Here is a 22,326-nt window from a genome sequence, read left to right as displayed (position 1 = left end):
ATTATGCGCGCTGTCGCCGGCGTGGTCAGCCGCAGCTGCTCATGCAGGTATCACGACGCTCACCGCAGCCCATCATCGGCGCCCGCAGCGTGCAGTCGTGCGCCTTCAATTCGCAGGAACGACGCAGTTCCGGATGCTCGATGTCCTTGCAGCGTTTGTCCGGCGTCGGCGCCACCTGCTGCTCGCAGCTGGACTGGCGGCTGCCGATCCCCGCGCCTTCGGCCATGCAGCTGCGGTAGCTGGCCTGGCATTGCATCTGGCACTGGGCACCGGCGCTGAAGCCACCCCCACCGTCATACGACGAGGACGATGCACTGCATCCGGCAAGAGCCAGCAGAGTGACAAATGGAAGACTGCGCAACAGGTTCACAGGACACTCCTTGTTCAATAGACCGGAAGACTGCCGGAAGAACGGATTTCGCTCACCGATCCGCCGCAGTCGAGTACACACTGGGCCCGGGTCGCATCGCAGGCGCGCGTGTTGGCTGCGGTCGCGCAGTATGCGCCGGCGCCACGTGCGCCCTCGCAGCGATGCCGCATCTTCTCGTCAGCGATATCGCTGCACGTATCGATCACGCGCGCTTTGTCCGCCTGACAGCTCTGCTGCGCCGTTTCGGCCATCGAACGCGCCAGACCCGCACATTGCAGATGCCGCTGTGCACACCCCGCCGCACACACGCGGCCGGCCCCACTGGTGGGTTGCGCCACGTAATACTGCGGCGCGCAGCCTGCCATCAACGCAATGGCGACTGCAGCGAAAACGATCCGTATTGCTTGACGCACAAGCGGCTTCCCTTCCATGGCAACGCGCTCACCCTAGCAAAGCCGCGCGAGTGCAAACGTTAAACGACGAACGGCGCCACCAGGGCGCCGTTCTGCAATCGGACAGGCATGGACGACGCCGCGCCGATCACTCCACCACGACAGGAATCTTGCCGATGCGGGCCTGCCATTCGCGCGGGCCGGTCTTGTGCACTGATTCGCCGGTGGAATCGACGGCCACGGTCACCGGCATGTCTTCCACGGTGAACTCGTAGATCGCTTCCATGCCCAGGTCGGCGAAGCCGACGACCTTGGCCGCCTTGATCGCCTTGGACACCAGGTAGGCCGAACCACCGACGGCCATCAGGTAGGCCGACTTGTGCTTCTTGATCGCTTCGATCGCGGCCGGGCCGCGCTCGGCCTTGCCGACCATGCCCAGCAGGCCGGTTTCGCTCAGCACCTGTTCGGTGAACTTGTCCATGCGGGTGGCGGTGGTCGGACCGGCCGGGCCCACCACTTCATCACGCACCGGATCGACCGGACCGACGTAGTAGATGAAGCGACCCTTGAGATCGACCGGCAGCTGCTCGCCCTTGTTGAGCATGTCGACCATGCGCTTGTGCGCGGCGTCGCGGCCGGTCAGCAGCTTGCCGTTGAGCAGCAGGGTCTGGCCCGGCTTCCAGCTGGCCACGTCTTCCGGCGTGATCGTGTCCAGGTCCACGCGGGTGCCCTTGGAGGCGTCGTAGGTCAGCTTCGGCCAGTCTTCCAGCGACGGCGGGTCCAGCATCACCGGGCCGCTGCCATCCAGGGTGAAGTGTGCATGCCGGGTGGCGGCGCAGTTCGGAATCATCGCCACCGGCAGGTTGGCCGCGTGGGTCGGGTAGTCGTTGATCTTGATGTCGAGCACCGTGGTCAGGCCACCCAGGCCCTGAGCGCCGATGCCCAGCGCGTTGACCTTCTCATACAGCTCCAGGCGCAGCTCTTCAATGCGGTTGGACGCACCGCGGGCCTGCAGCTCGGTGATGTCGATCGGCTCCATCAGCGCTTCCTTGGCCAGCAGCATCGCCTTTTCGGCGGTGCCACCGATGCCGATGCCGAGCATGCCCGGCGGGCACCAGCCCGCGCCCATGGTCGGCACGGTCTTCAGCACCCAGTCGACGATCGAGTCGGACGGGTTGAGCATGGCGAACTTGGTCTTGGCTTCCGAACCACCGCCCTTGGCGGCGACGATCACCTCGACGGTGTTGCCCGGCACCACCTTGACGTTGACCACGCCGGGGGTGTTGTCCTTGGTGTTGATGCGCTTGCCGGCCGGATCGGCCAGCACCGAGGCGCGCAGCTTGTTGTCCGGGTACAGGTAGGCGCGACGGATGCCCTCGTTGGCCATGTCCTCCACGCCCATGGTGGCGTCATCCCAGCGCACGTCCATGCCGATTTCCAGGAACAAGGTGACGATGCCGGTGTCCTGGCAGATCGGCCGGTGGCCTTCGGCGCACATCCGCGAGTTGATCAGGATCTGCGCGATCGCCTCCTTCGCTGCCGGCGACTCCTCGCGCTCGTAGGCGGCGGCAAGGTTCTTGATGTAGTCGACCGGGTGGTAGTACGAGATGTACTGCAGCGCGTCGGCGACGGACTGGATGAGGTCTTCCTGCTTGATCGATGTCACGGATTGCTCGCTTGCTGAAGGCTGGCGGGGGTAATCCGCCCATTTTACCCCCTCCCTCGGCCGCGGGGTGGCAGTGCCGGCCGCTGCCCGGCAAGATCTGAGCCCTGCCCTCTGTCACGCCCGCGCCTGCCCCGGCGTCCTTGCCTATATGAACGCCGAAACCGCCTTCCATACCCACCGCCCGCGCCTGATGGCGCTGGCCTACCGCCTGCTGGGCAGCCGCAGCGACGCCGAAGACGTGGTGCAGGACGCCTGGCTGCGCTGGTCCGGCGCCGATACGGCGGCCATCGTCGACGCGGAGGCCTGGCTGGTCACCACCACCACCCGTCTGGGCCTGGACCGGCTGCGCGCAGCCAAGCGTGAGCGCGCGCACTACGTGGGCCCGTGGCTGGCTGAACCACTGGCGATCACCCTCGAACCTGATCCGGCGCCCGGTCCGGCCCAGCTGCACGCGCTGGCCGATGATGTATCGGTGGCCTTCCTGACCCTGCTCGAACAGCTCGGCCCGGAGGAGCGCGCCGCCTTCCTGCTGAAGGAAGCCTTCGACCACGACTACCGCGAGATCGCCGATCTGATCGGCCACAGCGAGGCCAACTGCCGGCAGCTGGTGCACCGTGCCCGGCAGCGCCTGCAGGCGGGGCGGCCACGCTTCAACGCCGACGCCAGCCAGCACCGGCAACTGCTGGCGCGTTTCATGGACGCCTCCCAGCGCGGCGACAGCGAGGCGATCCAAGCGCTGCTGCATGCCAACGCGCTGCTGGTCTCCGATGGCGGTGGCGTGGTTACTGCGGCGGTGCGTCCGCTGCTGGGCGCCGAGCGCATCGGCCGTCTGTTCTGGGCCATCGCCCGCCGCGGCGCAGCGCATCCGGCGCAGCTCGGCTACGTCAACGGCGAACCGGCGATCCTGCGTTTCCATGGCGACCGCCTGCATTCGGTGACCACCATCGAAGTGGTCGATGGCCGCATCGCCAATGTGTACAGCGTGCTCAATCCGGAAAAGCTGCCTGCGGTTGTCACGCGCGCCGACACTGCGGCGTCCTTGTAACGAAAGGCGGCCATCGTGGTCGCCGTGGAGCTGAAGATGTCCAACCCTGCCTCTCCCCGCGTTCCCTACACCCGCCTCGCCGCCGACGCCTTCAAGGGCCTGCTGGCCACCAGCAAGGCGGTGCATGACAGTTCGATCGATCCGACCCTGATGGAACTGGTGTTCCTGCGCGTCTCGCAGCTCAACGGCTGCGGTTACTGCATGGACATGCATGCCACCACGCTGCGCAAGGGCGGCATCGAGCCGCGCAAGCTGGATACGCTGCCGGCCTGGCACGAAAGCCGCTTCTTCGACGACCACGAACGCGCGGCGCTGGGCTGGGCCGAGGCGCTGACCCGGTTGACCGATGGTGCGCCGTCGCAGGCGGCGTTCGATGCGTTGGCGCCGCACTTCGATGAGAAGGGCATCAGCGACCTGAGCATGGGGATCGCGGTGATCAATGCCTGGAACCGACTGGGGGCCGGATTGCTGCCGCCGCTGCCGTAAGGGGGTTGCCGGCCGGGCTGCACCTGGCACCCGTCTGTAGTGCCGGCCGCTGGCCGGCAACCTCAACAGCAACAGCAGAAGCTGGCTTCCTGCGGGATGGCGGGGTGGGTCAGGTCGCAGGGGACGCTGCAAGTACGTCCATGTAAGCTCGGTCGCCGCATCCATGCGGCTCACGCCCCTGCGACCTGCCCCACCCCGCCTTCGACAGTTTCCTGCGGCTGTTCGGTAGCTGTCGACCTTGGTCGACACAGTAGATCCACGCCACGCGTGGATGTGGTTGGGTCAGAGCCCTTTGCTGCGCAAAGGGATCTGACCCCGGTGTCGGCCACACGGCTGCCCTGACCCCATCTGCACGTATCAGGCGCGCACAATGGCGGCATGCCTGCTTCCCCCATTGCCGGCGCTGCCGGCGCCAAGAAACCCAGCCTGCGTCAACGCTTCAAGGCGATGCGCAACCTGCCGCCGTTCCTGCGCCAGGTGTGGCAGACCAGCCGCGCCCTGACCATCGCCAGCCTTGGCCTGCGCCTGATCCGTGCGCTGCTGCCGGTGGCGATGCTGTACGTCGGCAAGCTGATCATCGATACCGCACTGCACCTCAGCCAGCACGACGCGGGCTTCCCGCCGCTGGGCGAGGCGCTGTCCAGTGGGCTGCTCAACCCGTTGCTCGGCCTGCTGGCGCTGGAACTGGGCCTGGCGATCGCCTCGGACCTGCTCGGCCGCCTGGTCAGCTACGCCGATGCGCTGTTGTCGGAGCTGTTCGCCAACGCCACCAGCGTGCGCCTGATGGAACATGCGGCGACCCTGGACCTGGAGGACTTCGAGGACCCGGACCTGCAGGACAAGCTGGACCGTGCGCGGCGCCAGACCATGGGCCGGATGAACCTGATGAGCCAGCTGTTCGGCCAAGTGCAGGATGCGATCACCGTCGCCAGCCTGGCGGTCGGCCTGCTGGTCTATGCACCGTGGCTGATCCTGCTGCTGGCGCTGGCGCTGGTGCCGGCCTTCATCGGCGAATCGCACTTCAATGCGGCTGGCTACAGCCTCAACTTCCTGTGGACGCCGGAACGCCGCCAGCTGGACTACCTGCGCCAGCTCGGCGCCAGCGTGGAAACGGCCAAGGAAGTAAAGATCTTCAACCTGCACCGGTTCCTGGTCGACCGTTACCGCAGCTTGTCGGCGGCACTGTTCCTGGCCAACCGCGCGCTCGCCCGGCGGCGTGCGTTCTGGGGCACGCTGCTGGCCGCGCTGGGCACGCTGGGCTACTACACCGCGTATGCCTATATCGCCTGGCGCACGGTGCGCGGCGATTTTTCGATCGGTGACCTGACCTTCCTCGCCGGCAGCTTCCTGCGCCTGCGCCAGTTGCTGGAAGGCCTGCTGATCGGCTTCTCGCAGGTGGCCAGCCAGGCGTTGTACCTGGACGACCTGTATTCGTTCTTCCAGATCGAACCGGAAATCCACTCGCGCAAGGACGCGGTGCGCGTGCCGCAGCCGATCCGCGAAGGCTTCGTGTTCGAAGACGTGGGCTTCCGCTACCCCGATGCCGAGCAGTGGGCCGTGCGTCACCTCGATTTCCAGCTGCACGCGGGCGAAGTGCTGGCACTGGTCGGTGAGAACGGTGCAGGCAAGACCACCCTGGTCAAGCTGCTGGCACGCCTGTATGAACCGGACGAAGGCCGCATCCTGCTCGATGGCCGCGACCTGCGCGACTACGACCTGGACGACCTGCGCGCCAACCTCGGCGTGATCTTCCAGGACTTCGTGCGTTACAACCTCAGTGCCGGCGAGAACATCGGTGTCGGCCAGGTCGAAGCGATGGACGACCGTGCGCGGATCACCGATGCCGCCCGCCGCGGCATGGCCGAGGAAGTGATCGCTGCCCTGCCCGGCGGCTACGACCAGCAGATCGGCCGCCGCTTCAAGCAGGGCGTGGACCTGTCGGGTGGCCAGTGGCAGAAGATCGCCATCGCCCGCGCGTGGATGCGCGATGCACAGGTGATGATCCTGGATGAGCCCACCGCGGCGCTGGATGCCCGCGCCGAGTTCGAGGTGTTCCAGCGGTTCAGGGAGTTGGCGGATAATCGCACTGCAGTGCTGATTTCCCACCGTTTCTCATCCGTGCGCATGGCCGACCGCATCCTGGTACTGGCCGATGGCCGGATCGAGGCCAGCGGCACCCACCAGGAGCTGATGGCACAGGGCGGCCGCTATGCCGAGCTGTTCGAACTGCAGGCGGCAGGTTACCGCTGAGAACGCCTCTCGTTCCGCCTAATGAGAACCTGTCTCATTTGAGATAGAATTGTCCCGACGACTTCCGATAGATACGCCCATGTCCTCCGCTTTCGGCGCCGAAACGGTGCTTGAGGTCCGCCACTGGACCGACGCCTACTTCAGCTTCACCCTCACCCGTGACAGCGGTTTCCGCTTCGAGAACGGCCAGTTCGTGATGATCGGCCTGGAGACCGACGCGCGGCCGCTGCTGCGCGCGTACTCCATCGCCAGCGCGAACTGGGAAGAACAGCTGGAATTCTTCAGCATCAAGGTGCAGGACGGCCCGCTGACCTCGCGCCTGCAGCACATCAAGCCGGGCGACAAGGTCCTGGTCGGCAAGAAGCCCACCGGCACCCTGCTGATCAGCGACCTGCACCCGGGCAAGCACCTGTATCTGCTGGGCACGGGCACCGGCCTGGCGCCGTGGCTGTCGGTGATCAAGGACCCGGAAACCTACGAGCGCTTCGACAAGGTGATCCTGTGCCACGGTGTGCGCTACGAAAAGGACCTGGCCTATCGCGATTATTTCGAGAAGGAGCTGCGCGAGCATGAGTTCCTGGGCGAAATGGTCGGTGACAAGCTGCTGTACTACCCGGCAGTGACCCGCGAACCGTTCCCGAACCAGGGCCGCCTGACCCAGCTGATGGAAAGCGGCGAAATGCAGCGCACCCTGGGCCTGCCGGAGCTGAGCCCGGAAAACGACCGCGCGATGATCTGCGGCAGCCCGCAGATGCTGGCCGACCTGCGCACCGTGCTGGACAGCCGCGGCTTCCAGACCTCGCCGCGCATCGGTACGCCCGGCCACTACGTGTTCGAGCGCGCGTTCGTCGAGAAATAAGCCGGGCTGTGGAGAGCCGAGCCCACGCTCGGCTCTACAGAGAGCGGCTACAGCAGCGCCTCGATGCCGCCGCGCAGCTGCTCCGGCGTGGTGGTCGGCGCATAGCGATCTACCACCTGCCCTTTGCGATCGACCAGGAACTTGCTGAAGTTCCACTTGATGCGGGCGATGCCCAGCAGCCCGCGCTTCTCGTGCGACAGCCACGCCCACAGCGGGTCGGCCCCCTCGCCGTTGACCTCGATCTTCTGCGACAGCGGGAAGCTGACCGGGTAATCAATCGAACAGAACTGGCGGATCTGCGCGGCATCGCCCGGTTCCTGCGCGCCGAACTGGTTGCAGGGAAAGCCGATCACCACCAGGCCGCGATCACGGTAGTCCTGCCACAGCTGTTCCAGCCCGGTGTACTGCGGGGTGAAGCCACAGCGACTGGCCACGTTGACCAGCAGCAGCGGACGGCCCTGGTACTGCGCCAGCGCGTGCGGCTGGCCGTCGAGGTCGCGGAAGCTGAAATCGTAGGCGGTGGTCATGGCAACGGGCCTGGGGGGCGGTGTTCTCCATGGTACCCGGGCAGCCACCCATGGAGTGGCTCTGCAGCAGGGCTGCGTTGCCAACATGCCTTTTGACACAAGTGCAGGCGCGCCGGGCCGGGTTACCCTCGGGCCCTTGTTTGCCTTACCGGAGTATCGACCTTGACCACCCGCCTTGCCCTTGCCGTGGCCATGACCCTCGGCCTTGCCCTGCCCGCCTATTCGGCCAGCGCCGCCACCCCGGCCGCTGCCAACGCACAGCAGGCCAATCCGTTCTTCGCCGACAGCCCGCTGCCGCTGCATTTCCCGCAGTTCGACAAGATCAAGGACAGCGACTTCGCCCCGGCCTTCGACGCCGGCATGGCGCAGCAGCTGAAGGAAGTGGAAGCGATCGCCAACACCAAGGCCAAGCCGACCTTCGACAACACCATCATCGCTCTGGAAAAGAGCGGTGACACCCTTGATCGCGCGACCACCGTGTTCTTCAGCCTGGTCGGCGCCGATACCAACGACACCCGCAAGAAGCTGCAGGCCGACTATTCGGCGAAGTTCGCCGCGCACAGCGACGCAATCGCGCTGAACGGCAAGCTGTTTGCACGCATCCAGGCGCTGTATGACAGCCGCACCACCCTGGGCCTGGACGCTGAAGGCGTGCGCCTGGTCGAGAAGTACTACGACAACTACGTGCGCGCTGGCGCCAAGCTGTCCGAGGCCGACAAGACCAAGCTGAAGGAAATGAACGCCGAGCTGGCCAACCTGGGCACCAAGTTCAGCCAGAACGTGCAGTCGGAAGTGAACGCTTCGGCGATCACCGTCAACGACGTCAAGGAACTGGACGGCCTGTCCAAGGAACAGATCGCCGCCGCCGCCGAAGCCGCCAAGGCCCGCGGCCTGGACGGCAAGTACGTGATCACCCTGCTCAACACCACCGGCCAGCCGCCGCTGACCAACCTGGCCAACCGCGCCCTGCGCCAGAAGATCTACGAGGCCTCCACCACCCGCGGCAGCCGCGGCGGTGAGTTCGACAACACCGCGCTGGTCGCGCGCATCATGCAGCTGCGCGCCGACAAGGCCAAGCTGATGGGCTTCCCGAACTTCGCCGCCTACAACCTGACCAACCAGACCGCCAAGACCCCCGAAGCGGTCAATGCGATGCTGGGCAAGCTGGCCCCGGCCGCGGTGGCCAATGCCAAGCGCGAAGCCGCCGACCTGCAGGCGATGATCGACCAGGAACAGAAGGCCGCCGGCAAGCCGACCTTCAAGCTGGAGCCGTGGGACTGGGCCTTCTACAGCGAGAAGGTGCGCCAGGCCAAGTACAACTTCGACGAGTCGCAGCTGAAGCCGTACTTCGAGATCAAGAACGTGCTGGAAAACGGCGTGTTCTTCGCCGCCAACCAGGAATTCGGCCTGACCTTCAAGCAGCGCACCGACCTGCCGGTCTACCACGACGACGTCACCGTCTATGACGTGTTCGATGCCGACGGCAGCCAGCTGGCGATCTTCATCTTCGACCCGTACGCACGTGCGTCCAAGCGCGGTGGTGCATGGATGAACTCGTACGTCTCGCAGTCCAAGCTGACCGGCTTCAAGCCAGTGGTGGCCAACCACCTGAACATCCCCAAGCCGCCGGCCGGCCAGCCGACCCTGCTGACCTGGGATGAAGTGAGCACCACCTTCCACGAGTTCGGCCACGCCCTGCACGGCATGTTCTCGAACGTGAAGTATCCGTACTTCTCGGGCACCGCGGTGCCGCGCGACTTCGTCGAGTTCCCCTCGCAGGTCAACGAAATGTGGGCCGACAACCCGGCCATCCTGAAGAACTACGCCAAGCACTACCAGAACGGTTCGGTGATGCCGCAGGCACTGCTGGACAAGGTGCTGGCCGCGGCCAAGTTCAACCAGGGCTTTGCCACCACCGAGTACCTGGGCGCCGCCATGCTCGACCAGCGCTGGCACCAGATCGGCCCGGACCAGGTGCCGGCCGCCAAGGACGTGATGGCCTTCGAGCGCGCCGCGCTGGAGAAGGACGGCATCTACTACGCGCCGGTTCCGCCGCGCTACAAGACCCCGTACTTCAGCCACATCATGGGCGGCTACTCGGCCGGCTACTACGCCTACATCTGGTCGGAAGTGCTGGACGCCAACACCCAGAAGTGGTTCCGCGACAACGGTGGCCTGAGCCGCAAGAACGGCGACCACTTCCGCGCGACCCTGCTGTCCAAGGGTGGCAGCGTGGATGCGATGCAGCTGTTCCGCGATTTCGCCGGCCACGAGCCGCAGATCGAACCGCTGCTGGAAAAGCGTGGCCTGACCGGCACCGGCAACTGATCGCCGGCACCGTAGCGTGAAATGAAAACCGCCCGGGAGACCGGGCGGTTTTTTTTGTGCGTCATCCACGCATGGCGTGGATCTACCGCAGGGTTGCGTGATCCCAGTAGATCCACGCCATGCGTGGATGCTCTTCCAGATCACCGCGGCGCCACATATCCCCCGGGTACGCCCTGCGGCGACAGCACCAGCTGCCACAGCTGCGCATGCCGGCTACGGAACGTCGCCATCGATCCGGCCAGGTAGAACCGCCACAGGCGACGGAACCGCTCGTCATAGCGTCGCGCATCCAGTGTCGGCCACGCCGCTTCCACATTGCGTCGCCACGCCTGCAGCGTCAGGTCATAGTCGGTACCGAAGTTGTGCCAGTCCTCCAGCACGAAACGCCCTTCAAACGCGCGACTGATCTGCGCCGCCGACGGCAGCATCGAGTTGGGGAAGATGTAGCGCGCGATCCACGGATCGGTGCGATGGCGCGAGACGTTGCTGCCAATGGTGTGCAACAGCAGCAGCCCGCGCGGCGACAGGCAGCGTCGCGCCACGTCGAAGAAACTGCGGTAGTTCTTGTCGCCGACGTGCTCGAACATGCCGATCGAGAAGATCGCATCGAACGGCTCGTCCAGTTCGCGATAGTCCTGCAGCCGGATCTCGATCGGCAGGCCAGCGCACAGCTCACGCGCGTAGTCGGCCTGCTCCTGCGAAATGGTGATGCCCACGCCACTGACACCGTAGCGCTCGGCCGCGAACTTCAGCGCCTCGCCCCAACCGCAGCCGATATCCAGCACGCGTTGCCCGGGGCGCAGCCCGAGCTTGCGGCACACCAGATCGAGCTTGGCTTCCTGCGCCGCATCCAGATCGTTGGCGTTGCGCCAATACCCGCAGCTATAGACCAGGCGCTGGCCGAGCATGGCCTGGTACAGGTCATTGCCGAGGTCGTAGTGGCGACGGCCGACTTCATAGCTGCGTTGCCCGGCCTGCAGGTTGAACAGACGCGCCTTCAAAGCGTCGGCCACCTCGCGCCAGCCGTGCACCCGTTCGTCCAGGTGCGCCTGCATCAGGTGGTACAGAAACTCATCAAGGACGTTGGCATCCCACCAGCCGTCCATGTAGCTCTCGCCCAGGCCGAGTGAGCCGTGCGCCATGACCCGCGCGAAAAAGCGCGGGTCATGCACCTGGATATCCTGCGGCCGGGTTCCATCGATCTGGACCCCGGCCTCGTGGAGCAGGCCGGTGACCCGCTCCTGCAACCCTGTATCCACGACACCTCCTCGTCTGCGGTTACCCGCGCGCGAACAGCTCCACGTAGTCCTTGGCCACGTGCGGCAACACCACCGAGGCCGGTACATCGGCGGTCTGGGTGCCATCCGAGTATGGACCCACCTGGTAGGGCGGGAACACGAAGCGCAGCGCGGTGATCTGACCCTTGTCGTCGGTCAGCGGCTGGAACTGGCTGAAATTGTCGGCCTGCGGACCGGTGCCGTCGGCGATCATCCGCGAGGCATTGCGCAGCGACTCCTGCAGCTGCGACGGGTCCATGTCCTCGCCGCTGAGGCGGGTGGCCACGCGCTCACGCAGCTGGTCGGCGACGAAATCGCTGATCGCCTTCCAGCCCTTGGCGTCAGTCACCAGCTTGTCGGCGCTCAACATCTGCTGCTGCGCCGGCAACCACACGAAACGTGCAACCAGCGGTTCGCCGTGGGCGCCACCGGTGTAGCGGCTGCCGTCGGCGCTGACCACCACCAGCTGCGGCGTCTCCAGCAGCTTCTCGAAGCTTAGCGACAGCTCATAGGGCATGGTCGGCTTGTCGTTGCCCAGACCGTCCAGCGCCTGCTGCAGATCGCTGCGGGCGGAGGTGGCATAGGCCTGCAGCGCGCGCGCCAGGCCCGGATAGCGATCGATGCCCGCCGGGTAGCTGATGCCGACCACTTCACGTTCGTTGTTCTCGATCACATCGCGCAGATCCAACGGCGCTTCCGCTGCGGGTGTCTCGGCGGTGCCAGTGGCTTCGGCCGCAGGCGCGGCGTCGGTGGCCGGTGCCGCCTCGTTCTCGCGCTGGCAACCGGCCAGCAACAGCACGCCCATAGCGCCGGCCAGCACGCTGGCGTGCAGTGGCCGGTTGTTTCCAATCTTCATCGGGATCCCCTGTTCATGTTCATACATCATCGCCTGCCCTGGCTGAAGCGTTGCCCGCTGGATTCAGCCCACAAGCAGATCGTGATACTCCTCGTGCCGCTGCAGGAAGGCCTCGGCATAGGCACATGCCGGCACCACCTTGTACTTCTGCTCCCGGGCGAAACGCAGTGCGACCCGGGTCAGCTCACCGGCAATGCCACGGCCGGCGATCGGCTCGGGCACTTCGGTATGGGTGATGACCATCCGCCTGCGTTTGATCTGGTAGTCCAGCAGTGCCACCTGCCCGCGCACGCGGGCGGTGAACCGGTGGTTGACCTGATCGTGTTCGACCTCGTAAGCCAGACCGGGGGGCGTGACCGAAGCCATGGGACTGTCTCCTGCGGCGACTGCGTGGATGGTGCGCAGACGGGCGCCATGATCGCGTGAAGCCTGAACAGGGACAAGTCTGTGCCTGCTGCGTCAGTTATTGCCCTCAAGCTGCAGCCCGGCCGGCCGCTAACCCCTCTGCAGGGGTGCGCCAGGCTGGCATGCCCCTTGCGACAGTCGACCAAGCGATCTGCCGTGGAGGCCCGCGATGCACCCCAGCGATTCCCATTCCGATACCGATCACGCCCTGCTGGAGGGCCTGCTGCAACTGGCCGTGGAGGGACAGACCGAAGACCAGGCGTTCCAGAGCATCGGCGAGGAAGTGTTCTCCCGCCTGCTCGATACCTACGGTCAGGAAACCCGGGCCTGACCCGGAGCGGGGCCGCAGCCCCGGGGGTCGGATCCCGTGGATCCGACCCCAGCCACCCTCAGCCGCCGCCGAGGCGGAAGGTCGGGTTGGACAGCTCGCGCAGGAAGTGACTGAAGATGCTCGGCTGCATGGCCAGCATGAAGATCACGCCGAACGCCGCACCGGCCAGATGCGCGCTGTGGTTGATGCGATCGCCACCGCGCTTGTCCATCCAGATGCTGTAGCCGACGTAGAACGCGGCATAGACGATCGCCGGCGCCGGGATGAAGAACACCAGGATGATCGACCACGGCTTGATCAGGATGAAGGCGAACAGCACCGCCGACACTGCCCCGGACGCACCGAGGCTGAGGTAGTTCGGGTTCTTCTGGTTCTTCAGGTAGCTGGGCAGGATCGAGACCAGCAGCGCACCGACGTAGAAGGCCGGATAGACCAGGTAGCTGCCGGTCAGCTGCACCATCACGCTCTCGATGAATCCCCCGAAGAAGAACAGGGTGATCATGTTGAAGATCAGGTGCGACCAGTCGGCGTGGATGAAGCCGTAGGTGATCAGCCGGTCGTACTGGCGGTGGCGATCCACCGCCGGCGGCCACAGGATCAGGCGGTCGGCCAGCTTGCGGTTGTTGAACGCCATCCACGACAGGATGGCGGTGATGGCGATCAACAGCAGATTGACGGGGGTCATGTCAGGCTCAGGCGGTGCGGTAGTTGTCGACCATACGATAGCGTTTCGCATACCAACCGAAGACCAACGCCGCGACGAAAGCAAATCCGGCGAAGAAGAACATCAGGAATGCCGCCTCGCTCAGGCCCGTACTGGCGATCCTGTGGGTGACCGTGTCATTGCGCACGGCGGCATTGGACAGCAGCACCCACAGGTTGCCGATGGTGGTGGTCAGGTTCCAGAAGCTCATCACCACGCCCTTCATGGCCTGCGGTGCCTGGCTGTAGGCGAACTCCAGGCCGGTGGCCGAGACCAGCACTTCACCGAAGGTCAGCAGCGCGTACGGCAGCATCTGCCAGAAGATCGACATCGCGTTGCCACCGTCCATCACCACCTGGATGCCACCGACCACGATCCAGGCCAGGCCGCTGAAGGCGATGCCGGCGGTCATCCGGCGCAGTGCGGTCGGCTCGAAGCCGAAACGGCGCAAGGCCGGGTACAGCACCAGGTTGTTGAACGGAATCAGGATCATCACCAGCAGCGGATTCAGCGCCTGCATCTGCGAGGCGGTGAACCAGCTCGGCATCTGCATCTGCTGGCCCTGCAGCACCCAGGTCGAGGCCTTCTGGTCGAACAACGAGAAGAACGGGGTGGTCAGCGCGAAGATCACCAGCACCCGCAGCACCGAGCGCACGCCTTCCACGGCTTCGGCCGGGTGCTGGCCGCGCGCACGGTCCAGCTGCAGCCAGGTGCCGCCACCGATGCCTGCCAGGATCGACACCAGCGCCAGGCACAGGCAGATCACGATGCCGAGCGAGCCGACCAGACCGAACGAGGCCACGGCCAGCACCAGCCCGACCACGGCCATGACCAGGCCCGGACGGCCCTGGCCGGCAACGCGCGCGGTCAGCGCGGTGCGCACCACGTTGGCGAACGAATGCGGGTCCTTCGGCGGCAGCGGCACCAGCACGTAGCGCTTGCGGCCCAGCCAGAACACGAAGGTGGCGATGAACATCAGGATGCCCGGAATGCCGAAGGCCCACTGCGGGCCCCAGTTCTTCAGCACCAGCGGAATCAGCAGCGAGGCGAACAGCGAGCCGAAGTTGATGATCCAGTAGAAGGCGTCGAAGACGATCTTGGCCAGGTGCTTGTTGCTCTGGTCGAACTGGTCGCCCATGAACGAGGCCACCAGCGGCTTGATGCCACCGGCACCCAGTGCGATCAGGCCCAGGCCGAGGAAGAAGCCCTCACGACTGCCCTCGAACAACGCAAGGCACAGGTGGCCCATGCAGTAGACCAGGCTGAACCACAGGATGGTGTGGTACTTGCCGAAGAACTTGTCGGCCAGCCAGCCGCCGAGCAGCGGGAAGAAATACACGCCGATCATGAAGCTGTGCATGATGTCCTTGGCTTCACCGGCACGGCCTTCCGCAGTGATTTCCTGCAGCAGCAGCGAGGTGATCAGGAACTGCACCAGGATGTTGCGCATCCCGTAGAAACTGAACCGCTCGCAGGCCTCATTGCCGATGATGTACGGGATCTGGCGCGGCATCTTTCCCTGGCCGGCGATGGGGGCGACTGCGTCGTGGCTCATCCTGTAAGGCATTCCTGCAAAACGAAAGGCGCAAGAGTACCGGAACCTGTGCGTGCGAAGCACGCTGCAGGGCTGCATGACAGCCGCGCCAAAGCATGGCAGGCACATGCAGCCCTGCCGGAAGTCACGGAACCTGCACGGCAAAAGCGTAAACTTATCGTTATGCACCCCCTGCCCTTCGCCCGCATCCTGCCCAGCTGCCTTGCCCTCATGCTGGCCGTGCCTGCGCTGGCCAGGCCACAGGCGCCGCCGGCCACAGGCCTTGCCACAGAGGTGCGGCAGTTGACCGTCGCCGCGCTGGAACTGCCCAGCCGTGACGAAGGCCAATGGAAGCAGCGCCGCGAACAGGTGCTGCAGCTGCTGACCGATCTGCAGCCGGATGTGATTTCGGTGCAGCAGGTATTGCAGCAGCAGGGGCGCAACCCGGCCTGCTGGTTGGCCAGCCGGTTGCGCTACAGCTGCGATTTCGTCACTGCTGACCCGCCGAGCCAGCCGGTCCGGCACGGCAACGCGATGCTCAGCCGGCTGCCGGTCAGCGAGGACGGGGTCACCCTGCTGCATCCGCCGGGCACCTTCAGTGCCGCCGGCATGATGCGCCTGCGGCTGGGCGACAACGACGTCAACGTCTACATCGCGCGCCTGCGCCCGGATCCCGATGAAGCCAACGCCCGGCAACATCAGACCAGCGACCTGATGACCTGGATCGGCGCCACGGCCGAGGGCATGCCGAGCCTGATCGCCGGGGATTTCTCCGCCAGTACCGTCGAGCTGGTGCGCAGCACGCCCGGCTTCCAGCCGGCCCGGCGCAATCCTGGCGCACCGGCGGCCAGCGGCGGTGGTGCCAGTGGCCATGGGCTGGATGTCCTGTTCCAGGTCAAGCACTTCGGCGGCATCCGCCAACAGGCGATCCTGCTGCCCGCCGATGGCGACCTGCCCGGCCTGCGCCTGGGCGTGATGGCGACGCTGCGGCTGCAGGACGTACCCGCCACCACCGAATGAACGCGCCGCTGCGCTCGCCGGGCACGGCCCGGCGCTACCCCCGTTTCCGGTAGCGCCGGGCCATGCCCGGCGGGTGCGGTCACAGACAAACAAAAAGGCCGGGATCTCCCCCGGCCTTTCTGCGTTCACGCAGGCACTGCGATCAGGCGATCGCTTCCTGGTAACGACGCTCGACTTCATTCCAGTCGATGACGTTGAAGAACGCGCCGATGTATTCCGGACGGCGGTTCTGGTACTTCAGGTAGTACGCGTGTTCCCACACATCAAGACCGAGGATCGGAGTGTTGCCTTCCATCAACGGGCTGTCCTGGTTGCCGCTGCTTTCGACCACGACCTTCTTGTCCGGGGTCACGCTCAGCCAGGCCCAGCCACTGCCGAAACGGGTCAGTGCGGCCTTGGTGAAGGCATCCTTGAACTTGTCGAAACCGCCCAGGTCCTTGTCGATCGCCTTGGCCACATCACCGACCGGATTACCGCCAGCGTTCGGGGCCATCACGGTCCAGAACAGCGAGTGGTTGGCGTGGCCGCCACCGTTGTTGCGCACCGGACCCTGCAGGTTCTCCGGCAGCGACTTCAGCTTCTTCACCAGTTCTTCGACCGGCAGGTCGGCGTACTCGGTGCCTTCCAGCGCAGCGTTGACGTTGTTGATGTAGGTCTGGTGATGCTTGGTGTGATGGATTTCCATCGTCGCCGCATCGATATGCGGTTCCAGCGCGTCGTAGGCGTAGGGCAGCTTGGGCAGGGTGTAGGCCATGATGCATCTCCTGATAGCGAGGGCACCCGACGGCATCGTCGGGCGGTGCGCGGTGAATGATGGGGACAGACCGCAAGATTACCAAGGGGGATGTAAAGGAAATTGCGTCCTGCAGGTGAGCATGCCGGCAATTGTTACGCAGCAGTGACGCAGCGCGTGCCCTCATGCAGGGTGCAGCGCGCAGGCGCTACAGTGGGCGTACCACCCTCGCCCGCTCCTGCCCATGCGCAACCCCCGGCTGTTGATCACCGCCATCGCCCTGCTGCTGCTCGGCCTGGTCGTCAATCATTTCCTGCAGCGGCCGCCGCCGCCGCAGTTCGCGCCCGACCTGCAGAGCACGCCGGCCGCCAGTGCACCGACGGTGCGCAGCAGCGGCAGCGGCAGTGACAGTGACGGCCTGCCCGCCTTCCTGCCGGCCGAAGCCCGCCAGACCATCGCGCTGATCCAGCGCGGCGGCCCGTTCCCACATCGCCAGGACGGCAGCACCTTCGGCAACCGCGAACAACAACTGCCACAGCGTCCGCGCGGTTACTACCGCGAGTACACCGTCGACACGCCTGGCACGGGCAACCGCGGTGCGCGGCGCATCGTCACCGGTGGCAACCCGCCCGATGCCTGGTACTACACCGATGACCACTACGAATCGTTCCGCAGCTTCACCGTACCGGCCTCAGGAGAACGTCCATGAGCCACGATGATTTCGGCCTCGGCCTGCATGACATCAACAATGCCGGCGTCTACGCGATCGACACCTCGGATATCAGCGCGCTGTCGGCAGCGATGCGCGATGCCGACCTGAAGGTGATCCGGATCGACCTGGATGGCGTGAGTGACAAGCGCACCCTGCTGGCACGGCTGGCCGCCCAGCTTGATTTCCCTGCCGGCTTCGGCGGCAACTGGGATGCACTGGCTGACAACCTGCGCGACCTGCAATGGCTACCGGCCAACGGGTACGCGCTGTTCCTGGCCGATGTCGATGCCCTGCGCGCCGGTGCAGGCAAGGAGTTCGACACGCTGCTGGACATCCTTGATGAAGCCAGCCGTGACTGGGTGGGCCGCGACGTCCCGTTCTGGGTATTCCTGTCGCAGAGCGCGTGACCTGGTAGAGGCCGACCTTGGTCGGCATGCACGCGCAAGCGCATGGATCATCCACGCATGGCGTGGATCTACCCGGTGCAGCTGGATGCTCAGTAGATCCACGCCATGCGTGGATGCGGCACCCTACCGGCTGCCGTTATCTTCCTGCAGCTCTTTCTTGAACGGGATATCCGGCGGCGGACGCGCCACCGCCGGCTGGTCCTGCATGTTCGGATCGGTGAGGCCGCAGCCGCCACCGGCCTGCAGGATCGAGATCACGCAGGAAATCTTCGTGCTGGTGCCCGGCAACGGAATCTCCATCGCCTTGACGCCCTTGCGCACCCATTCGGCAAGCAGCGATTCCTGCGGCACCCAGTACTTATCGAACGAGGTGGGCGTGTAGTCGTACGGCGGCCGCTTCAACCATTTGCCGGACTCGGCGATGCGTTCCTTGCTCCAGCCGTCGTTGGCTCCACCAGGTGCGCCACGCTCGGCCTTGCCAGCGCCGTCCTGGCCGGCCACGCGCACGCTGCCGTCGGCATTGAACAGACCTTCCCCCTTGCCGGCGCTGGCCTGCGCGGCGCCCTGATTGGCACCATCGCGATTGCGGCTGGAAGCGCCCCAGTCGTCCCCGCGTGCAGGTGTCGCCCAGTTGCCCGGGGTCGGCGCCGGGCGTGCACCCGCCTGCGCGGGGGCAGTACTGGTCGCCGCAGGACGCGCCGCGCTGGCGCTGTTCTGCGCTGCGCTGCCTGCGGGTGCCGGCGTAGGCGTGGTCGCACTGCCGGCCGAGGTCGACGCAGCCGGTAGCGGAGCGGCTGCAACCTCGCGTTCGCGCACCTGCACTTCGCGCCCGGCAGGCGCACGCACGGTGGGCTCGCGCCCTGCGACGGCGGCCATGCGCACCTGCGGATCGGTCATGGCCTGCACTTCGCGTTCGCGCACCTGCACCTCACGCTCCGGCACGCGCACCTGGATGTCGGTGGTGCGCATCGGCTGCGAGGCCACCGGCGCTTCGACCGTGGCGATTTCGCGTTCCTGCACCTGCACGTCGCGCACGCGCGGCGCCTGCACCGCCACCTCGGGCGTGCGCACCGGCATTGGTGTCGGCGCAGCCTGTACCGGCTGCACGCTGCGCTCACGCACGGTCGGAACGGTGTCGCGCGGGACGATGCTGACCTCGGTCCGCGGCGGCGCCATCGGCGGCACCACGAAATCGGTGGTCGCCTGCGCCACTTCGGTGGCCTGCACCGGTGAGGGCGGTGGTGCGGCCACCGGCGCCGGCTCGACCTCGGGCGGCGGCGGCACGCTGGCGGTCGGAGACGTGGCAGCGGCGGCGGATGACGGCGCAGGTGCAGCAGGCTGCGGGCGCGGCGCAGTGGCAGCTCCCGCCTCCTGGCCGGCGGCTACGGCACCGGCTGCTGCAGCCGCCGCCTCGGCTCCGGCCTGGTCGCCACCGCCTTCCTGCGCAGCACGGCCGACGAATTCAATCTGCACGCGCTCACCCTCGCTGCCCTGCTCGTCCGGCGAAGACGTGCGGATCACCGCTACCCACAGCAGCAGCAGGAAGAACAACAGATGCAGCAGCGCGCTGAGCAGCGCCGAGGTCCAGCGCATCCAGCGCTGGTCGCGAGGCGCCGGATCCCAGTCCTGCCAGAACAAGCGGCGCAGGGACGCCCATGGTCCCAGCGCCGGCAATTGCCCAGGGGGGCCTGGCAGCGGTCGCGGCAGCAGCACCGCGATCACTTCGCGCGCGTGCAACGGACGTGGCAGCGGCGTCAGCGTCCGCAGCCAGATCGCCCAGCCGTACGGCAGGCCGGTGTTCTTCTCGAGGATGGGCGGTCGCTGCTGGCGCGCCAGCAGCAGGTCGATGAGTTGCTCGGCTCTGGGCAGAGGCACGCGTTGGCGATCAGGCGGCGTTGCCGCGCGGAATATACGGGGCGTGGCCGCTGTCGTGATCGGTGGCGTCACGCACGGCGGTCACTCCGGGCACACGGCCCATCAGGGTCTTCTCGATGCCCTGCTTGAGGGTGACGTCGGCCATGCCGCAACCCTGGCAGCCACCGCCGAAGCGCAGCAGCACCACGCCGTCGGCCGAGACTTCCTGCACGGCCACCTTGCCGCCATGCGAGGCGAGCTGCGGATTGACTTCGTTTTCCACCACCCAATGCACACGTTCGACCAGCGAGGCGGCATCGCCGGGCGCTTCGCCCTTGATCCGCGGCGCTTTGATGGTCAGCTGCTGGGTGCCGGCCGTACCGGGCACGATGTCGATCTCCGCGCCGTCGAGCCAGCCAACGCTGGTGGCATCGACATAGAGCGTGAAGCCATCACAGTCCACCGCCCACTCGTCGCCGAGCAGGTCGGTCGGCTCGGCGAACTCCAGCCGGGCGTCGGCACGCGGGGTTCCGGGTTCGACCGCACTCAAGCGCACGCCCATGCCGGGCACGCCCTCGCGTTCGATCAGCTTGCGGAAATGGGTCTGGGCAGTGTCGGAGATCTGGATCATCAGGCTATTCTAGCCAAGTAAGCGTCAGCCGCTCATTCGTTTTATACACCGGCCGGCGCATTGTTCAGTCAACACGAGGTGGAGGAACCCATGGCCGACCTGATTCCGCTGGCGCAGGCCCGTTGCGTGCCGCGCAAAGGCAGCGACCACAAGCTGGGCGAGGCCCGCCTGGCCGAACTGTTGCCGCAGGTTCCCGGCTGGGAGCTGGCCGAGGCCGGCCAGGCGCTGGTGCGCACGTTCCGCTTCAAGGATTACTACGCCACCATGGCCTTCGTGAACGCGCTGGCCTGGATCGCCCACGGCGAGGACCATCACCCGGACCTCGGCGTCCACTACGACCGTGCCGTCGTCCGCTACTCCACCCACGACGTGGGCGGCTTGAGCGAGAACGACTTCATCTGCGCAGCGAAGACTTCGGCCCTGACGGAGCAACTGAAATGAACGTGCGATTGCTGAGCCTGTCCCTGCTTGCCGCGACCACCCTGGCCGGCTGCGGCACCTCCGAGCCGCCGGCAGCGCCGGCTGCGGCCCCCACCGAAGTGGCTGCGGTAAAGACCCCGCCGCCGCAATACCCGCTGGAACTGGCCTGTACCGGCGTGGGCGGCACCAGCACCTTCAAGGTGGTGATCGGCACCGACGGCAAACCCAGCGAGGTCACCCTGCTGACCGGCGCAGGCAACCCGCAGCTGGACGATCTGGCCAAGACCGCCGTGCAGGGCTGGCAGTTCAAGGCCGCTACCCGCAATGGCGAGGCCGTGCCGGCCACGATCCAGGTGCCGGTCAGCTTCAACCCGCCGCAGCCGAAGCCGGACCAGTGCTTCGCCATCGAAGAAAGCCTGCGCCGCGGCGGCTGATCGCCTGCCGCTGACGAGGCCAGCCGACGCCCGCCTCGCCTTTGCCGCCCCGGCCCGCGCCGGGGCGATTGCTTGATGACAAGGAACGCGTCGGTACATGCTGCAGATTCCCCCCGAAAACATCTGGATCGCCCTGGCGGTCACCCTCGCTGCTGGCCTTGCCACCGCCATCGGCAGCCTGCTGGTGCTGTTCTCGCGCCGCCCCAACCCGCGCCTGCTGGCCTTCGGCCTGGCCTTTGCCGGCGGCGCGATGGTGTACGTCTCGCTGTCGGAGATCCTCAACAAATCCATCGCCTCGTTCGCGCTGGCCTATGGTGAGCGCACCGGCTTCACCTACGGCACCCTCGCCTTCCTGCTGGGCGTAGTGGTGATCGTGTTGATCGACCACTTCATTCCCAACCCGCATGACAGCCTGGACAAGCAGGACCCAGCCTTCCGCGAGAACAGCCGCGACTACCTGAAACGGGTCGCCCTGCTGACCTCGGTGGCGATCACCGCGCACAACTTTCCGGAGGGGCTGGCGACGTTCTTCGCGACGCTGGAGAGCCCGTCGGTGGGCATGCCACTGGCCTTCGCCATCGCCATCCACAACATTCCCGAGGGCATCGCCATTGCAGTGCCGGTGTACTTCGCCACGCAGAACAAGTTCTACGCGTTCGCCGCCAGCCTGCTGTCAGGCCTGGCCGAGCCGGTCGGCGCGGCGATCGGCTATGTACTGCTGTCCGGCTCGCTGTCCCACGCCACGTTCGGCTGGGTGTTCGGCCTGATTGCCGGTGTGATGGTGTTCCTGGCGCTGGACGAGCTGCTGCCGGCGGCCAAGCGCTACGCCAAGGGGCACGAGACGGTGTACGGGCTGGTGGCGGGCATGGGCACGCTGGCAATCAGCCTGGTGCTGTTCAAGTGGTGAAGGGTGTCCGGCCAACGGGCTGAGCCCCCTCGCGGCTGACGCATTCCACAGTATCGAGCGGTCACAGGCGAGGTCGATTCGCGGGGGACGCCGTAAACCCTTCCCTGGGGGCTTGGCCGCGGCATCCATGCCGCGGACACCCCCGCGAACCGCCCCCGCCCGTGCCCCGTCATTTTTCC

At 66.2% G+C, this 22,326-nt stretch carries 24 protein-coding genes; 12 read left to right on the top strand and 12 right to left on the bottom strand.

Going from position 1 to position 22,326, the window contains the following annotated elements; all coding sequences use genetic code 11:
* Positions 1-25 precede the first annotated feature (25 nt).
* The 3 genes from HFK18_RS12095 to HFK18_RS12085 all read right to left on the bottom strand — a co-directional run bounded on the left by HFK18_RS12095 (position 26) and on the right by HFK18_RS12085 (position 2,428).
* On the bottom strand, positions 26-370 hold the full coding sequence (locus HFK18_RS12095) for a hypothetical protein (RefSeq protein WP_180166428.1): 345 nt from the start codon (positions 368-370) through the stop codon (positions 26-28).
* A 14-nt stretch (positions 371-384) separates the two neighbouring features.
* Positions 385-801: a hypothetical protein gene (locus HFK18_RS12090; RefSeq protein WP_180166427.1), complete on the bottom strand. Its 417-nt coding sequence runs from the start codon at positions 799-801 to the stop codon at positions 385-387.
* A gap of 109 nt (positions 802-910) precedes the next feature.
* Positions 911-2,428 carry a fumarate hydratase gene (locus HFK18_RS12085; protein ID WP_180166426.1) on the bottom strand — a complete coding sequence of 506 codons (1,518 nt, stop codon included), beginning with the start codon at positions 2,426-2,428 and terminating at the stop codon, positions 911-913.
* A gap of 148 nt (positions 2,429-2,576) precedes the next feature.
* On the opposite strand from HFK18_RS12085, the gene HFK18_RS12080 reads away from it, so the two are divergent.
* The 4 genes from HFK18_RS12080 to HFK18_RS12065 all read left to right on the top strand — a co-directional run bounded on the left by HFK18_RS12080 (position 2,577) and on the right by HFK18_RS12065 (position 7,068).
* The gene (locus tag HFK18_RS12080) at positions 2,577-3,473 is read left to right on the top strand and encodes an RNA polymerase sigma-70 factor (RefSeq protein WP_180166425.1); all 897 of its coding nucleotides are present in this window, start codon (positions 2,577-2,579) and stop codon (positions 3,471-3,473) included.
* Between the two features lie 36 nt (positions 3,474-3,509).
* Positions 3,510-3,959: a carboxymuconolactone decarboxylase family protein gene (locus tag HFK18_RS12075; protein WP_180166424.1), complete on the top strand. Its 450-nt coding sequence runs from the start codon at positions 3,510-3,512 to the stop codon at positions 3,957-3,959.
* Between the two features lie 378 nt (positions 3,960-4,337).
* Positions 4,338-6,209: an ABC transporter ATP-binding protein gene (locus HFK18_RS12070; RefSeq protein WP_099821153.1), complete on the top strand. Its 1,872-nt coding sequence runs from the start codon at positions 4,338-4,340 to the stop codon at positions 6,207-6,209.
* A gap of 79 nt (positions 6,210-6,288) precedes the next feature.
* Positions 6,289-7,068: a ferredoxin--NADP reductase gene (locus HFK18_RS12065; protein WP_180166423.1), complete on the top strand. Its 780-nt coding sequence runs from the start codon at positions 6,289-6,291 to the stop codon at positions 7,066-7,068.
* A 47-nt stretch (positions 7,069-7,115) separates the two neighbouring features.
* Here the strand turns inward: HFK18_RS12065 and HFK18_RS12060 are convergent, their stop codons facing one another.
* Positions 7,116-7,595: a glutathione peroxidase gene (locus HFK18_RS12060; protein ID WP_180166422.1), complete on the bottom strand. Its 480-nt coding sequence runs from the start codon at positions 7,593-7,595 to the stop codon at positions 7,116-7,118.
* A 162-nt stretch (positions 7,596-7,757) separates the two neighbouring features.
* Here HFK18_RS12060 and HFK18_RS12055 point away from each other — a divergent pair, with 162 nt between their 5' ends.
* The gene (locus HFK18_RS12055) at positions 7,758-9,923 is read left to right on the top strand and encodes a M3 family metallopeptidase (protein WP_099821155.1); all 2,166 of its coding nucleotides are present in this window, start codon (positions 7,758-7,760) and stop codon (positions 9,921-9,923) included.
* Positions 9,924-10,063: 140 nt separating this feature from the next.
* Here HFK18_RS12055 and cfa read toward each other — a convergent pair whose 3' ends face one another.
* The 3 genes from cfa to HFK18_RS12040 are packed head-to-tail and all read right to left on the bottom strand — an operon-like array spanning position 10,064 to position 12,422.
* A complete protein-coding gene (cfa, locus tag HFK18_RS12050; RefSeq protein ID WP_180166421.1) occupies positions 10,064-11,182 on the bottom strand; it encodes a cyclopropane fatty acyl phospholipid synthase in 1,119 nt (372 codons plus the stop codon).
* 19 nt (positions 11,183-11,201) lie between these two features.
* The gene (locus tag HFK18_RS12045) at positions 11,202-12,083 is read right to left on the bottom strand and encodes a DUF3298 and DUF4163 domain-containing protein (protein WP_180166420.1); all 882 of its coding nucleotides are present in this window, start codon (positions 12,081-12,083) and stop codon (positions 11,202-11,204) included.
* 36 nt (positions 12,084-12,119) lie between these two features.
* On the bottom strand, positions 12,120-12,422 hold the full coding sequence (locus HFK18_RS12040) for a GNAT family N-acetyltransferase (RefSeq protein ID WP_089236171.1): 303 nt from the start codon (positions 12,420-12,422) through the stop codon (positions 12,120-12,122).
* Between the two features lie 208 nt (positions 12,423-12,630).
* Between HFK18_RS12040 and HFK18_RS12035 the strand changes: the two genes are divergently transcribed.
* Entirely contained in the window at positions 12,631-12,792 is a 162-nt protein-coding gene (locus HFK18_RS12035) for a hypothetical protein (protein ID WP_165780990.1), read from the top strand.
* A gap of 58 nt (positions 12,793-12,850) precedes the next feature.
* On the opposite strand, the gene HFK18_RS12030 is transcribed toward HFK18_RS12035, so the two are convergent.
* On the bottom strand, positions 12,851-13,477 hold the full coding sequence (locus tag HFK18_RS12030) for a rhomboid family intramembrane serine protease (RefSeq protein WP_025876742.1): 627 nt from the start codon (positions 13,475-13,477) through the stop codon (positions 12,851-12,853).
* Positions 13,478-13,484: 7 nt separating this feature from the next.
* On the bottom strand, positions 13,485-15,050 hold the full coding sequence (locus tag HFK18_RS12025) for an oligopeptide:H+ symporter (RefSeq protein ID WP_180166419.1): 1,566 nt from the start codon (positions 15,048-15,050) through the stop codon (positions 13,485-13,487).
* 162 nt (positions 15,051-15,212) lie between these two features.
* On the opposite strand from HFK18_RS12025, the gene HFK18_RS12020 reads away from it, so the two are divergent.
* Positions 15,213-16,049, top strand: coding sequence for an endonuclease/exonuclease/phosphatase family protein (locus HFK18_RS12020; protein ID WP_180166418.1), 837 nt, complete (start codon positions 15,213-15,215; stop codon positions 16,047-16,049).
* A 142-nt stretch (positions 16,050-16,191) separates the two neighbouring features.
* Here the strand turns inward: HFK18_RS12020 and HFK18_RS12015 are convergent, their stop codons facing one another.
* The gene (locus HFK18_RS12015; protein WP_089236174.1) at positions 16,192-16,803 is read right to left on the bottom strand and encodes a superoxide dismutase; all 612 of its coding nucleotides are present in this window, start codon (positions 16,801-16,803) and stop codon (positions 16,192-16,194) included.
* 223 nt (positions 16,804-17,026) lie between these two features.
* Here HFK18_RS12015 and HFK18_RS12010 point away from each other — a divergent pair, with 223 nt between their 5' ends.
* Complete coding sequence (locus HFK18_RS12010; RefSeq protein ID WP_180166417.1) at positions 17,027-17,491, top strand: ribonuclease domain-containing protein; 465 nt, start codon at positions 17,027-17,029, stop codon at positions 17,489-17,491.
* Complete coding sequence (locus HFK18_RS12005; protein WP_099821159.1) at positions 17,488-17,901, top strand: barstar family protein; 414 nt, start codon at positions 17,488-17,490, stop codon at positions 17,899-17,901. The genes HFK18_RS12010 and HFK18_RS12005 overlap by 4 nt, the downstream gene beginning before the upstream one ends.
* 123 nt (positions 17,902-18,024) lie before the next feature.
* Here the strand turns inward: HFK18_RS12005 and HFK18_RS12000 are convergent, their stop codons facing one another.
* Together HFK18_RS12000 and HFK18_RS11995 are read right to left on the bottom strand one after the other, a co-directional pair.
* Positions 18,025-19,776 (bottom strand): hypothetical protein, encoded by a 1,752-nt coding sequence (locus HFK18_RS12000; RefSeq protein ID WP_180166416.1) that lies wholly within the window; start codon positions 19,774-19,776, stop codon positions 18,025-18,027.
* Positions 19,777-19,786: 10 nt separating this feature from the next.
* Positions 19,787-20,386, bottom strand: a complete 600-nt coding sequence (locus tag HFK18_RS11995) for an NfuA family Fe-S biogenesis protein (RefSeq protein ID WP_165377620.1) — start codon at positions 20,384-20,386, stop codon at positions 19,787-19,789.
* 90 nt (positions 20,387-20,476) lie between these two features.
* Between HFK18_RS11995 and HFK18_RS11990 the strand changes: the two genes are divergently transcribed.
* The 3 genes from HFK18_RS11990 (at position 20,477) to zupT (ending at position 22,147) form a co-directional block, all read left to right on the top strand.
* A complete protein-coding gene (locus tag HFK18_RS11990) occupies positions 20,477-20,827 on the top strand; it encodes a 4a-hydroxytetrahydrobiopterin dehydratase (RefSeq protein WP_025876725.1) in 351 nt (116 codons plus the stop codon).
* Positions 20,824-21,240: an energy transducer TonB gene (locus HFK18_RS11985; RefSeq protein WP_180166415.1), complete on the top strand. Its 417-nt coding sequence runs from the start codon at positions 20,824-20,826 to the stop codon at positions 21,238-21,240. Before HFK18_RS11990 ends, HFK18_RS11985 begins: the two co-directional genes overlap by 4 nt.
* A gap of 97 nt (positions 21,241-21,337) precedes the next feature.
* A complete protein-coding gene (gene zupT / locus HFK18_RS11980; RefSeq protein WP_099821162.1) occupies positions 21,338-22,147 on the top strand; it encodes a zinc transporter ZupT in 810 nt (269 codons plus the stop codon).
* The last annotated feature ends 179 nt before the right edge of the window (positions 22,148-22,326 follow it).

Origin of the sequence: Stenotrophomonas sp. SbOxS2, from assembly GCF_013416715.1 — a bacterium.
GTDB classification, from domain to species: Bacteria; Pseudomonadota; Gammaproteobacteria; order Xanthomonadales; family Xanthomonadaceae; genus Stenotrophomonas; species Stenotrophomonas lactitubi.
This window is presented reverse-complemented; position numbering and strand designations above follow the sequence as displayed.